The organism is Mycobacterium sp. NGS16 (assembly GCF_059813225.1).
In genome coordinates this window covers 372,414-385,375 of sequence record NZ_JCALEE010000004.1, presented here as the reverse complement: position 1 = coordinate 385,375, position 12,962 = coordinate 372,414, and the positions used below count along the sequence as shown (strand labels likewise).

The following is a 12,962-nucleotide window of genomic DNA, read 5'->3' as shown; positions in this document are numbered from 1 at the left end:
TTAGCTCCACCATGTGATCTCTCGGGAGATCCCGGACAGGCTGAACCCTCATTGTTCGGCCTGTTTTCGTTTTTGGTGCCATCGTGCGTAGCGGTCTTTGCCTGTGGGTTGGTAGTCGCGGGTGGGGTCGATGGTGAGTTCTCGGAGTAGTTCGCCGGTGGTGGCGTCGATGATGCGGACGTCGAGGTTGTGGATGAGCAGGAGGACGGGGGTTCGGGCGAGGGTTCGGCCCATGCCGATGTGGTGGAGTTTTCCGTTGACGCGCAGGGTGAGTTTGCCGTCTGGTATCTCGATGTCGCAACAAATCGGCGGCGTTGGGGATACGGTCCGTTCAGACGGGCTGCGTCTGTGGAGAACGTACGATTTCCGCAGGTCAGGCCAGCCGATCCCGAATCACAACAGTGTAGTTTGCTGTGGACAAAGCCTCGGGATGTCGGCGTTGTCCGGCGTGTCGCGTGTCGCCCCGGCGTGCTCGGCGGAACGCATCGGCACTTCGACTCAGGAGTGGTCGTCGTTTTCGGCCAGCTCGAGGTGAGTGCCGATCAGTCTTATTGATCGGTGTCCACCGAAACGAGCACGCTGGCCCGGGGAGTGATGAAATACCCTGTGGCCCTTGATACTCCACTCAACACCCGCCAGCTCGATGTACTCAGTTGGATCAACGAGGGTTGTCCAGATGGCCGGTGGACAAGCTCTTCGTACAAAGCAACTGCCGCGGCCTTGCAGAATCGGCGGCTTGCCAGTGTCACCAAGAAAGGCGGCTGGAAGGCGACGATCGAGCCTGCGGGTGCCTACTATCTGAAGCACGGCGACTATCCGACTGATCACTTCCCAAATAAGCGGCGATCGTATAGCCGGATTATGCGGTTGGCGCATTCGGAGCAAGGTAGGCCGCAACGACCGCTCACCAAGCCAGCGCCCGATGAACCGACCCCAACCCGAAAACTGCTGCAGGACATCATCGAGGAGGGTGGCGTCCTGGAGCTCAACACCCGTGACGATGACACCAACTACGGGAGCCTGGTCGCGATTATCAACCGGCGGCAGATGGCACCAGACGGCCAGCAAGTGATCCTGATGGATGGCGTCGACTACTACCACAAGGTGCTGCGGCTGTCGTCGGTAGCGGAGTGGAAGACGCAACCGCCAGCCGAGGTCGTAGCTGCCGAACGCATCGGGCGCTGGCACCCCGCGGTGGCAGCGCTGCGCAGTGAGAATCGGCTGAGTTCGATTGGATCACCGCAGCGCCAGCGAGCGCTGCGCTTGTTGCACGCCCTGGCACGAGAGGCCGAAGCTCGCGGTTACACCGTGCAGGAGCGGCCGAGACGGGAGCCTCGCGGGTACGGCTACCACGACCGTGACCGGCTGTCCGGCTGCGTGATAGTCGGCGTGACGCCGATCAAGTGCTCGGTCGGGATCGCTCAGCTGAAAGACAAAGTACCGCACGAAGCGACGAGCAAGGAACTCGAACGCGCCAATCGCGAATCGTGGTACCGGATCCCGACCCACGACTATGTACCGTCAGGGCGCCTGTCAATCACGCTGAACACCGACAGTCGCTACTCGTCAGAGGTGTCGTGGTCGGATACCAAGACAATTTCACTGGAGTCGCGGCTGCCGGACGTCATGACCTTGTTCGAGCGCTGGGCGCTCATCCACACCGAACGTACCGAAGCCGAACGCCTCGCCGAGGTCGAGAAGCAGAAGCGGATCGAGCGTGAAAATGAGCTCGCCCGCCAGGCATACGTGCAGCACGCGCTCAGCGAACGGCTGATTGCCGACCTCAACGATTGGGAGCTGGTCGGTAGGCTGCGTCACTACCTCGCGGACATGGCTGACCGCATTGAGCACCTCACCGACGATGATGAACGCGTGGCAGCGGTCGAATGGCTGCAGTGGTGCAAGCAGTACACGGCCAAGCGCGACCCATTGTCGAAGCCGATCCATCAGCCGAAGATCAAGCCGCCGGGGTACGCCGAGGTGCAGGAGTTCAGGACGCGGCTGGGGTTTGGTTCTGGCTATTGGTGATCACCCACACGCCAGGCCTCGGCCGGCTACCAGTAGTACACGCGTGATGGCGGAGCGAGATCGTCGAACGCTGACTCATCACCGAGACGCCACCGGCGAAGCGCGGAGCGCAGTGCCATGCGATCGCGATGTCGCTGATTGCGATTCTCCTGTCGATGCTGCGGACCCCCATGGCACATCCAGCACGAGCAGACATTGATCCCGGTGTAGCGGAAAGTCCAGTGACAGTGAGTCATTGGCAACCACCCATCCCAATTGGTGGGAGGGCGTTCGGGAAGATCGCAGACGGCGTGATCGGATGCGTGCTGCGCGTCGGCGGTGAGATCGCCGCGGGCAAGTCGAACCCATAACGGATCGTGGGCGTCGGTGCGGGACAAGGCAGTGCCTCCAGGGGACTACTGGCCCCTGCCCGCTACCCCCGGATGAGGACGGACAGGGGCTGCGGTGTCTCCACCGAGTCCCGCGCCCTGCGGTATACCGTGCTCATTCCACCAACGTATCAGCGACAGCAAATCGGAAAAGCGAACTACTCATGCGTCATGACCGCGATTGGGTTGTTCAAACCACAGCAGTCCGCCCGGCTCCTCGGACCCGACCGCGTGACCCATCGCCCATAGCCAGTGATCGTCTTCGTACCGATCTGGCGAACCTTCGGAAAAATCAACCTTCGGGAACGGGTTGCAGTTGTCACCGTCACCACGATGTGCGGCGGCGCGACCCAGACAGAACGGACACTCGTTGTGGTCGTCGACGTTGTCCACCGTGCGCTGGGTGATCCGTTCCTTCCGGCCGTCGGGTTGTTCACGCTCGTCTTCCACGCCTTCGATGCTTCCAGCTGGCACCGACAACCCGCGATCGAAGCAACGATGAGTTGCGATATGGTCCGTAAGCTCAGCGCAATGTCAGTGGGCCGGCCATCCGAGCGAAGCTATGAGCCGTTCACCGGCGAACACCTCGACCGGCTGGTCAAGATTGCGCTCGATGACCAGGCCGCCATGTTCGCTCGCAGTCCTAATCTGTCGGTGTATCGCGACCGTTTGCTACTGATCGCACTCTGCCAAGGTGGTGCGCTTCACTACCTTGACGGCAAGAACGGGGTCAAAGACATTGACGTGTATAGCTTCTATGCCAGGCATCCGGCCGTGCGCATGCACCCATTCCGCCATACGGAAGCGGACTTCGGACCGTCTGAATTCGGGTACCGTCCAGCGGATTTAGAGATTCGAGGCAAGCAGTTCGTCGGCCGGGCCGTCGACCTGCTCGTGGGAGCCCTGCCGGTCGGCCCTGACGCCGATCCAATTGAGGCTGTCCGGGACTGGCTTGAGTGGTCGAAGAATGAGACACCGCAACTCCTGAAGAAGAAAGCAGTCGTTGGCCTGTACCCGGATCGCTACCGGGCCAAGGTGGTGTGGCCTAGCCCTTAGTATTTGCTGGCTGAGATCGCCGATGCGAAATAGCTTGCAGCTAAACAAAATACGTAGCACATCCAGTAGATGTGGCGTTGCCCACACCTTGCGCCGATGTTCGAACAATTGTACGATCAGTGGCCATGTCGCGTGGGTGATTTCTGATCGCGTGCCGCGCGGCTGTCCCGCCGAACTCCCATCGAAAGGTGTCACCGATGGCTCACCGCACTCCTATCCGCCACGGCGAGATTCTGCTGCTGCCGATCGATGCCACGCCGAACGGCACCAGTGCACAGGTGACGAGTTGCATTGTCGGGCACAGTGAATCGGGTCATCACCACGTACTCGAGAGCGATGACGTCTTCGAGCAGATCGTCGCGGCGAACGGTGACCTGTTCGTCGACCTCGACCGGCCTACCCCGCTTCGCCACCACAAGACCCACCAGCAGCACCGAGAGATTGTTGTTCCGGCGGGCGCATGGAAGGTCATTCGCAAAACCGAGTTCGACGTCCGATCGTCAGTCGCGCCGCGGCGTGTCGTCGCCGACTGACCATGGCCTTCAGCCGGACCCGAGTCGTTGAGCTCGTCGCCGCGTTCTATCGATCCCTCGGCGCGCACACCGGCACCAAGTACGTCGTGGTGGCCAATCTCGATGAAGCGCTGCGATTGGCGGCGGCGCACCGGGTCGACGCGCGGCTGGCGGACCATCCGCTTCGGCAGAGTGCACGCACACTCGAGGATTTGGACGAGGACCGCCGACGCCTGGGCGGCATCCAGCGGCTGGTCTTTGGACATGGGGCACGGCGATACGTCGCGAGCCGCCGCATCTTCTGGCTGAGTGACCTCGTCGTCATCTCCGCCGACAATGCTGTCGGTTTGAAGAGCGCGATCGGTGAAGCAAGCTGTAGTGGCTTGGGCTGGCTGATCGCCGCCGATCGGATGGCGATCATTGTGCCAACACCAGTCGTGCGGCTCGCCGAGGGGCGAACAGATGTCCTTCACGACGACAGCGTCCGCATGGCGATCGTCTGGCCCGATGGCCACGGCTACCACTTCCTCCACGGCGTCCACTTCGACAGGCGGTTGTACTTCCAAGTGATCAACCACGAGCTGCTCATCCAGGACATCGCCGCGCTCGCCGACGCCGATCAACGGGCGGTTGCCTTGCAGTACCTCACCTTTGAACAGCTGGTGATTGATTCTGATGCAACGCTCATCGACCGCGGCGTCCGCGGCACCTCCCTGTACCGCTTGGAACTGCCGCCGCGCATGGCCCGCGACCGTAAGCGGGGGTATGGCAAGTACGACTACTTCATTCACATGCGCGACGCCAGCCACCCCGAGCGTGAGTTCGTCGAGTGGGTGGATCCGCAGGTTGCCCAATTACGCGACGCCGAACTCTGCCAAGCGCACGCGTTCGGCATCAGCCTCGACGACTGGCTGTCGATCGAGCATGAGGGATAGGAAGCCATAAATGTCTCTATGGAACTGGAAAGCGTCACTACGGAACAGAAAAGGAACAGCGTCATCATGCTTCCGGATGAGTACGACATACTGATCAACGTCACCTACCATGGTGTCGCCGTGCAGATTTCAGACCGCTCCACCGACCAAATCACGCATGAGCAGAACGACTTAGACGATGTCAACGCTGCGATCGATTACGTTGTGCGGACGATCAAGGTAGACACGGCTGGGTAGTGTCGCCTCGGTTTCTCACCCTCTTAATCGTGAGAGTCGTTGTGCGACAGTGCTCCACGGCACGTCATTATTGAGATGGCTCCAAGAGAATCGGAGCGCACCGTCGATACGCTCCTTCGGAAGTTCTGCGGCGACGAGAACATGACTCGGTTCGTACTTCTGAGAGGTGCATGCCGATCCGTTCGACACCGCAACGACGTCCTTGAGGGCGACGATGGCGGCTTCGGCGTCGACGCCCGGCACTGAGAAGTTGAGAGTGTGCGGCACCGTGCGCGCTTCGTCACCGTTGAGTTGAATTTCGAGCGGCGACAATGCGGCCAGTGCTTCCCGTTTGATCGCCGCAACGCGCTCGGATCGGGTGTCGTATTCACGAAGCGCCAGCTCGGCGGCAAGGCCAAGGCCGGCAATCAGCGCAACCGGAAGCGTGCCGGGCCTGAGTCCTCGCTCCTGCCCGCCACCGAACATCAGTGGTGCTAATGGGATGCGCCGGAAACCGCGGCGCCGGGTCACAAGCGCGCCAATGCCTTTGGGCGCAAAGACTTTGTGTCCGGAGACGCTGAGCATGTCGATCCGTGGAGACCGCAGGGGCTCGATGAGCTTGCCGAATGCTTGGGCCGCGTCCACGTGGAAGTAGGCGTCATGCTGGTCCAGCGCCGCGGCGATGTCGGCGATTGGTTGAATGACGCCGGTCTCGTTGTTGACGGCCATGACCGATACAAGGAGCGTGTCCGGGCGGATGGCGTCGGCAATAGCGGTCGGATCGACCCATCCGCCGCGAGTTGGCGGCACCAGCGTGACGTCGAAACCACGATCCACGAGCGCAGCGAGCGGTTCCAACACCGCTTTGTGTTCGATCTGGGTCGACACGATGTGGCGCCTGCCAGCCGCCTCACCTGAGGGCGCCAAGCCGAGGATCGCCAGGTTGTTACTCTCCGTTGCGCCGCTCGTAAATGTCACCTCATCGGGACGGGCGGTGACTACTGCGGCTACCTGCTCTCGGGAGAGGGCCACGCGTTCTTTGGCGATCTGCCCATATCCGTGCGTACGGCTGCCCGAATTGCCGAACTCGTGCGCCATGTAGGTCATCACCTCCGCCGATACCCGTGGGTCCACCGGTGTCGTGGCATTGCAATCCAGATAGATGGGGCGGCCAGCGGTTTCTGAGACCGGAGAACCCGGTGCGGCGGATCTGTCGGTGGGCGTGTCTACCGTCATGATCCAAGACGGTACGCGTAGGTTCTGACATGCGTTCGGAGAAACGCGGCCACGTGTACGGATTGCGTTTTCCGAACAAATACGGTAGGAGGATGAGAGGTGACGCAAACCACCGCTGCCCCGCATCATTCGCCCGAAACCGCAGGTCGACCCCGTGCTGCCGGATTTGAGTACGTCTTCCCAGCTATCAGAGGGGTTCAGGCCGGTCGCGAGTACTACGTAACGATGTGCCCGTTGCGGCTCATCCCTCGGATGTTTCTGTTCGATGAGGAAGAGCTGACGCCGGAGCTGCGCGCGCAACGCACCCTCAACAAAGGGCGGGTGCCGGAGATCGCGCGATACATCGTGGAGAACAGTGACAGCTACGTCTTCTCTGCCCTGACCGCTTCCGTGGATGCCGATGTTCATTTCGAGCCGATTGCGAGCGATGGGCCCAGTGAGCGGGTCGGCACGCTCACCATCCCGATGTCGGCCCGCTTCGTCATCAACGACGGTCAGCACCGACGTGCAGGCATTCAGCAGGCGTTGGCCGAGAACCCCGCTCTAGGCGACGAGAGCATTGCGATTGTCATGTTCCTCGACGTTGGCTTAGAGCGCTGCCAACAAATGTTCGCCGATCTCAACCGGTACGCGGTACGGCCCGCCAAATCGATAGGCGTGCTCTACGACCATCGGGACGAGATATCAGCGCTAACAAGGCTTGTCGTCATGCGCTCGCCATTTCTGCGCGATCTCACCGAGATGGAGACGTCAAACCTTGCGCAGCGGTCACGAAAGCTGTTCACGCTGTCGGCGTTCTACACAGCGACGAAAGCGCTGCTCGATGGGATCGAGGAAGACTTCGAGCGCCAGGTTGACCTCACGGCAAAGTACTGGGAGTTGGTGGCTGATCAGTTCCCGGAGTGGGAGCAGGTATTCAACCGGGAGATCACGGCCGGCGAAGTGAGGCAGGACTTCATTCACACACATGGCATCGTCCTGCACGCATTAGGCAAGGTCGGCAACAGTCTCTTAAGCCAAAGCAAGGGTGTCCGGGCATGGTCGACAGCCCTCAAGAAGCTGCGCGAACTGGACTGGCACCGGTCAAGCAGCATGTGGGAGGGCCGCGCCGTCATCGGCGGGCGCGTATCGAAGAGCGCCGCCAACGTCCTCCTCACTACGGCGGCGGTGCGCGCTGTAATGGGGCTGCCGTTGCCACCAGACGAACAACGGGCAGAAGACGCATTTCAAGGAGGGGTTAGATGAAGCGGAGTCTGCCTATCTCGCCGAAGCGGCGATCGGCGTTCGACGAACTGGGATTCGCGGCGACCATCGAAACGGTCGTCAACAAGACGCAGGAACTTTATGCGGCTGACGACGTGCCATGGGTGGTCGGCTACTCGGGTGGCAAGGACTCGACTGCCGTTCTGCAGATCGTATGGCTTGCGCTGAAAGGACTTTCGGAGAAGCAGCGCCACAAGCCCGTCCATGTGATTAGTACCGACACGTTGGTCGAGAACCCGGTTGTCGCCGCGTGGGTGACGCATTCGTTGGAGGTAATAGAGAGTGCGGCGCGTGAGGGTGGACTTCCCATCGCACCCCATCGTTTGACTCCGGCGGTGGCGGATACATTCTGGGTCAACCTGATCGGTCGGGGCTACCCCGCACCTCGGCCGAAGTTTCGGTGGTGCACCGAACGCCTGAAGATCAAGCCGTCGAACTCATTCATCCGCGAGATGGTGAAAGCACACGGGGAGGCCATCCTCGTACTAGGAACGCGCAAGGCCGAGAGTTCGGGGCGGTCCCATCGAATGACCGAACTGCAAGCGCGCCGGGTGCGAGATCTCCTGAGCCCGAACAATTCCCTGCCGAACTGCCTCGTCTATTCGCCGATTGAGGACTGGTCCAACGATGACGTGTGGACCTTCCTGATGCAAGAAGCGAATCCGTGGGGCTATTCCAACAAAGAGCTACTCACCATGTACCAGGGCGCCTCGCCGGACGGCGAATGCCCGCTGGTTGTCGACTCCAGCACGCCGAGTTGCGGCGACAGTCGATTCGGTTGCTGGACGTGCACACTCGTCGATAAAGACAAGTCGATGTCGGCGATGATTCAGAACGACGAGGAGAAGGAGTGGATGCTGCCGCTGCTTGATCTCCGAAACGCACTCGATGTCGCCGACGACCGGCACCTCCGTGACTTCCGGCGGATGAACGGGGCGGTCCAGCTCTTCCACGGCAAGCCGATTCCCGGACCGTACACCCAAGCCTCACGTGAGGACTGGCTGCGCAGATTGCTTGAGGCACAGGCGTACATCCGGGAAGAGGGACCCGAGTACGTCCGGTCCCTTGACCTGATTACACAAGCTGAGCTCGAGGAGATCCGCCGGATCTGGGTTGTGGAAAAGCACGAGTTCGAGGACCACCTTCCAGGCATCTACGAACAAGCCATGTGCAGGCCCTACCCCGGCGGACCGCTCGACGAGCATCTGCCTTTGGGCCCGGAACTGATTGAGACGCTGCGGGAAGTAGCCGATGGTGATCGATTGCACTTTGAACTCGTCCGCGAACTACTCGATATCGAACAGCGATACCAGTCTCAGGCTCGTCGTGCCGGACTGTTCGATTCGCTCGAAGGTGCGATTCGACGGAATTTCTACGACGACGAGACTGACGCCACCCTCCGTGCGCACCGACGCAAAGCCGCCATGGAGCGAAACGGCGATCCGACGGACGAACCTGACCCTCTCGACATCATCGATGGATACGTGCGGCAGAAGTCAGGGGAGGAGGTCGCTCAGTGATTCTTGACTCGCTCATCTTGGAGAACGTCGGCACGTATCGAGGAAAGAACGAAATCCGGCTGACACCACCATCTTCGAAGAAGCCCGTTGTTCTCATCGGCGGTTTGAACGGTGCTGGTAAGACGACGATCCTCGAAGCCATCCATCTGGCCCTCTACGGGGTGCTGTCCCAAGCGCGTCGCCGGCGCACCGGTAGCTACGACAGCTACCTCAGAAGCCTTATCCACCACGGCATTCCTGCTTCCGAAGGCGCCGCCGTCGAGCTGACCTTCCACGTCTTCCAGCAGGGAGTGAAGCACAGTTATCGGATCAGGCGTCGGTGGCAAGGCGGCGGTGCTGCTCTCCGCGAATTCGTTCTGGTATGGGTCGATGGGAAGTTCGATGAAGCCCTTGCATCGGCCTGGAGCGAGTATGTCGAGAGCTTTATCCCACGCGGTATCGCTGGCCTGTTCTTCTTCGATGGCGAGCAAATTGAAGCGCTGGCTGATCTGGAACAGTCACAACGTGTGCTGCAATCCGCGCTTGCCGCTCTGCTTGGGCTGGATCTGATCGACCGCCTGGCAATGGATTTGGCCGTGATCCGTCGTCGCCACCGTGGCGCCGAGGTGCCTGAGGAGCTGCGCCAACTTGTCGAGGCAAACCGGACCGCCGTCACCTACGCGCGCCAAGCCGCGGAACTCGCCCAAGAGCAGGTCGGCACTGCGAAGGTGGAGGCGGAGCGGGCCGATAAGCGCCTGAATGCAGTCACCGAGCAATATCGAGCCGCTGGCGGTGGGTTACTCGAGCAACGTGAGGCGGCAGAGGCGCGTCTGATGCTGGTTCGTCAGCAGATTACTGATGTTGACGAAGAGCTACGCGCCGAGGCGGCCGAAGCGGCTCCTCTTCTGCAGGCGACCCACCTGCTGGCTTCACTCGCGAATCAGGTTGCGTTGGAACAGGATGCACACCGTGAGTCACTCGTGATCGATGTCGTTGCGGCACGAGATCAGGTACTGCTAGACCAATTGCAGAAAGCGAAAGTACGCGGGGCGGCGCTGACAGCACTGAAATCATTTATGTCGACTGACGTCGCCGAGCGCCAGGAGGCGTCGGCGCGAGTCCCGATGATCAGCGGGCTTACTGACGGCCGCACGGTTGACGCATTGCAGTCGAGCATCCTGCCATCATCGCGCAAGCGACTGTTATCGCTCGTGGACCGGCGGGACAAGCTCACGGGAGAGCTGGAGCAGGCCGAGCGGACTCTCGTCGCCATTCCAGACCCGGAGGCGCTGGCGACGATCAAGCAAGAACTCGACGAGGCCTCGCAGCACGCGGTGCGCTGCCATGCCTTGCTCATTCAGGCTGAAGACCGGTTGGAGGCGGCACGGCAGGAGCGTGCTCGCGCTGACACCACGTACGAGGCCGCCATGGACCAGGCGGCGCGGGCCACACTCGACGCCGACGATGACCGTCGCCTCGTGGAGCACGCCGAACGCGCACGAAAAACCCTGGACGCCTTGAAGATCAAAGCGGCTGAACGCCATGTCGGTCAGATATCGAGGCTGGTGCTTGAAGCCCTCGGGCGGCTGCTACGAAAGGATCGTCTAGTCACTGACGTTCGGATCGATCCCACCACGTACGCGGTGGAGCTTGTCGGGTCGGACGGTCAGAGTCTTGCGGCCACGGAGTTGTCGGCGGGTGAACGTCAATTACTCGCGGTCGCGCTGCTCTGGGGCCTTGCGCAAGCCGCTGGGCAGCCGCTACCGATGGTCATTGATACGCCGCTCGGCCGCCTCGACGGAGAACACCGTGGTCGACTCGTTGAACGGTACTTCCCTCATGCTGCGCACCAGGTAGTACTGCTTTCGACCGATACCGAGGTCGATGAAGCGGCGTTGAAGACGTTGCGGCCGTTTGTAGGGCGGATGTATCAGCTGGATTTCGATGGCACCACCAACGCCACCACGATCCGACCCGGCTATTTCTGGGAGTAAGTATGGGTATCGAACACATCAGGCTGACAACGACGGGACGCGACCAGCTGGTCACTCTGAAGCGTCGTACAGGCATCACGCAATGGAATGTGTTGTGCCGGTGGGCGTTGTGCCGTTCGTTAGCCGAGGCAGCACCGCCCCCATCAGCGAAGCTTGTCTTCGACAGCAATGTCGAAATGACGTGGCGGGTATTCGCCGGTGAGTATGGCGACGAGCTACTCGCGCTCGTGCGCTACCGGTGCCACGTCGATGGTCTCCCGACCGATGAGGACACCGTGAGCCAACAGCTGCGCCTGCACCTTCATCGAGGCATCGGCTACCTCGTCGGAGATCCCCGTGTAACCAACATCGCCGGGCTCGCGACTGTCGCACTGGACCAGCCGCCAGCCGCATGACGCAGCAGGTCGCGCGTCACCGGACAGCGATGACGCGCGCGGCGTTGTCCCGTCCGATTGCGCTGGCCGTGGCCGACGGTGTTCTGAATACCTCTTTGTCCGTGTTCGATTACGGCTGCGGGCGGGGCGATGATCTGCGGAACCTCAGCGCGCTCGGATATCGGAGTGATGGGTGGGACCCGGGCCACCGACCGGGGACTGCCCTCCGCTCCGCCGATGTCGTAAACCTGGGCTACGTCGTGAACGTCATTGAGGACCGGGTCGAGCGCCGCGAGACATTGCAGCGCGCTTGGAATCTCGCTGCGCAGGTGCTGATCGTTTCTGCCAGGCTGGTATGGGAAGCGAGAGACCTTGAAGGTCGGCCCCACGCCGATGGGGTCGTGACGAGGACCGGCACCTTCCAAAAGTTCTATGAGCAAGCCGAATTGGCAACATGGATCGAAGAGACGCTCGGGGTCAAACCCATCGCCGCGGCACCAGGCATCTTCTACGTCTTCCGCGACACCACCCTCGCTCACGAGTTCCTCGCGACACGGGCATACACCTACCGGCCTCGTGTGCACGTCGATCCGCACGCGGTGTACGAAGCCCATCAAGAGACTTTGGCACCGTTGCTTGACTTCCTTCGCGTCCACGCTCGACCGCCCCGTGCCGACGAACTGGGGGAGGCCGCGGCTCGCATTCGGGAGCAGTTCATGAGTATTGCCCGTGCTACCAACCTTATTCGGCAGGTTACCGATGACGGATATTGGGAACAGGTCGCGCTGCAGCGGCGCCAGGAGCTACTCGTTTACATCGCGATGTCACGATTTGGTCGGCGCCCGCGATACAGTGAACTAGCGAAAACCCTTGCGGCAGATATCAAAGCTCACTTCGGCAAGTATAGCGACGCGTGCCTCCAAGCTGACCGGCTGCTGCTCGCGACCGGTGACCCCGCGATAGTGCTCGTCTCAGCCCGAAGCAGCGGCGTCGGTAAGCAGACACCGTCCGCGCTGTACGTACACCGATCTGCACTCGGGCTACTGCCGCCGGTCCTGCGCGTGTATGAGGGTTGCGGTCGCGTCCTTGCGGGCACCGTGGAACACGCTAACCTCGTGAAGCTGTCGGTCACCGAGCCGCAAGTGTCCTACCTCACCTACCCCGACTTCGACCGCGACCCGCACCCCACCCTGCGATCGGCTATAACCGTGAATCTCCGGAGGCTCAGTGTCGATTGGCGTGACTACAGCCGCTCGCAAAATCCCCCATTGCTTCACCGCAAGGAGGAGTTTGTCGGACCAGATCATCCGAAACGCTCACTGTACGAACGCCTGACGCGGGCAGAGACGAAGGCCGGGCTCTACGAGCACCCCGAGCACATCGGCACGCTCAAGGGTTGGCTGGCCACCCTGGACGCGGCCGGTATGTCGCTTCGGGGGCATCGATTGGCACGTCGTTGAGCAGCCGGTTGTCTTCGTTCA

Annotated in this window: 12 protein-coding genes; 10 read left to right on the top strand and 2 right to left on the bottom strand. The window is 61.4% G+C overall.

What is annotated here, in order from left to right:
- Positions 1 to 48 precede the first annotated feature (48 nt).
- Entirely contained in the window at positions 49 to 234 is a 186-nt protein-coding gene (locus AC5Y4Q_RS13560) for a hypothetical protein (protein WP_221740344.1), read from the bottom strand.
- Positions 235 to 558: 324 nt separating this feature from the next.
- On the opposite strand from AC5Y4Q_RS13560, the gene AC5Y4Q_RS13555 reads away from it, so the two are divergent.
- The 5 genes from AC5Y4Q_RS13555 (at position 559) to AC5Y4Q_RS13535 (ending at position 5,136) form a co-directional block, all read left to right on the top strand.
- A complete protein-coding gene (locus tag AC5Y4Q_RS13555; RefSeq protein WP_235663928.1) occupies positions 559 to 2,028 on the top strand; it encodes a hypothetical protein in 1,470 nt (489 codons plus the stop codon).
- A gap of 620 nt (positions 2,029 to 2,648) precedes the next feature.
- Entirely contained in the window at positions 2,649 to 3,452 is an 804-nt protein-coding gene (locus AC5Y4Q_RS13550) for a hypothetical protein (RefSeq protein ID WP_185746638.1), read from the top strand.
- A 197-nt stretch (positions 3,453 to 3,649) separates the two neighbouring features.
- On the top strand, positions 3,650 to 3,985 hold the full coding sequence (locus AC5Y4Q_RS13545; RefSeq protein WP_065143381.1) for a DUF8820 family protein: 336 nt from the start codon (positions 3,650 to 3,652) through the stop codon (positions 3,983 to 3,985).
- Between the two features lie 2 nt (positions 3,986 to 3,987).
- The gene (locus AC5Y4Q_RS13540; protein ID WP_125225138.1) at positions 3,988 to 4,899 is read left to right on the top strand and encodes a hypothetical protein; all 912 of its coding nucleotides are present in this window, start codon (positions 3,988 to 3,990) and stop codon (positions 4,897 to 4,899) included.
- A gap of 18 nt (positions 4,900 to 4,917) precedes the next feature.
- On the top strand, positions 4,918 to 5,136 hold the full coding sequence (locus AC5Y4Q_RS13535; protein WP_065143379.1) for a hypothetical protein: 219 nt from the start codon (positions 4,918 to 4,920) through the stop codon (positions 5,134 to 5,136).
- 15 nt (positions 5,137 to 5,151) lie between these two features.
- Here AC5Y4Q_RS13535 and dndA read toward each other — a convergent pair whose 3' ends face one another.
- Positions 5,152 to 6,351: a cysteine desulfurase DndA gene (gene dndA / locus AC5Y4Q_RS13530; RefSeq protein WP_125225137.1), complete on the bottom strand. Its 1,200-nt coding sequence runs from the start codon at positions 6,349 to 6,351 to the stop codon at positions 5,152 to 5,154.
- Positions 6,352 to 6,450: 99 nt separating this feature from the next.
- On the opposite strand from dndA, the gene dndB reads away from it, so the two are divergent.
- Genes dndB through AC5Y4Q_RS13505 form a run of 5 tightly spaced genes read left to right on the top strand, consistent with a single transcriptional unit; the run spans position 6,451 to position 12,941 of the window.
- Positions 6,451 to 7,596 carry a DNA sulfur modification protein DndB gene (gene dndB / locus AC5Y4Q_RS13525; RefSeq protein WP_499959262.1) on the top strand — a complete coding sequence of 382 codons (1,146 nt, stop codon included), beginning with the start codon at positions 6,451 to 6,453 and terminating at the stop codon, positions 7,594 to 7,596.
- Positions 7,593 to 9,134 carry a DNA phosphorothioation system sulfurtransferase DndC gene (gene dndC / locus AC5Y4Q_RS13520; RefSeq protein ID WP_125225136.1) on the top strand — a complete coding sequence of 514 codons (1,542 nt, stop codon included), beginning with the start codon at positions 7,593 to 7,595 and terminating at the stop codon, positions 9,132 to 9,134. Before dndB ends, dndC begins: the two co-directional genes overlap by 4 nt.
- Positions 9,131 to 11,107: a DNA sulfur modification protein DndD gene (dndD, locus tag AC5Y4Q_RS13515; RefSeq protein ID WP_125225135.1), complete on the top strand. Its 1,977-nt coding sequence runs from the start codon at positions 9,131 to 9,133 to the stop codon at positions 11,105 to 11,107. Before dndC ends, dndD begins: the two co-directional genes overlap by 4 nt.
- Positions 11,108 to 11,109: 2 nt before the next feature.
- The gene (gene dndE, locus AC5Y4Q_RS13510) at positions 11,110 to 11,502 is read left to right on the top strand and encodes a DNA sulfur modification protein DndE (RefSeq protein ID WP_065143375.1); all 393 of its coding nucleotides are present in this window, start codon (positions 11,110 to 11,112) and stop codon (positions 11,500 to 11,502) included.
- Positions 11,499 to 12,941, top strand: coding sequence for a DNA phosphorothioation-associated putative methyltransferase (locus tag AC5Y4Q_RS13505; RefSeq protein WP_125225134.1), 1,443 nt, complete (start codon positions 11,499 to 11,501; stop codon positions 12,939 to 12,941). The genes dndE and AC5Y4Q_RS13505 overlap by 4 nt, the downstream gene beginning before the upstream one ends.
- Positions 12,942 to 12,962 lie beyond the last annotated feature (21 nt).

Coding starts and splice junctions, on each gene's coding strand:
- AC5Y4Q_RS13505 (WP_125225134.1), top strand. CDS start 11,499: ATGACGCAGCAGGTCGCGCGTCACCGGACAGCGATGACGCGCGCGGCG.
- dndA (WP_125225137.1), bottom strand. CDS start 6,351: ATGACGGTAGACACGCCCACCGACAGATCCGCCGCACCGGGTTCTCCG.
- dndC (WP_125225136.1), top strand. CDS start 7,593: ATGAAGCGGAGTCTGCCTATCTCGCCGAAGCGGCGATCGGCGTTCGAC.
- AC5Y4Q_RS13540 (WP_125225138.1), top strand. CDS start 3,988: ATGGCCTTCAGCCGGACCCGAGTCGTTGAGCTCGTCGCCGCGTTCTAT.
- AC5Y4Q_RS13545 (WP_065143381.1), top strand. CDS start 3,650: ATGGCTCACCGCACTCCTATCCGCCACGGCGAGATTCTGCTGCTGCCG.
- AC5Y4Q_RS13560 (WP_221740344.1), bottom strand. CDS start 234: ATGGGCCGAACCCTCGCCCGAACCCCCGTCCTCCTGCTCATCCACAAC.
- dndE (WP_065143375.1), top strand. CDS start 11,110: ATGGGTATCGAACACATCAGGCTGACAACGACGGGACGCGACCAGCTG.
- AC5Y4Q_RS13535 (WP_065143379.1), top strand. CDS start 4,918: ATGGAACTGGAAAGCGTCACTACGGAACAGAAAAGGAACAGCGTCATC.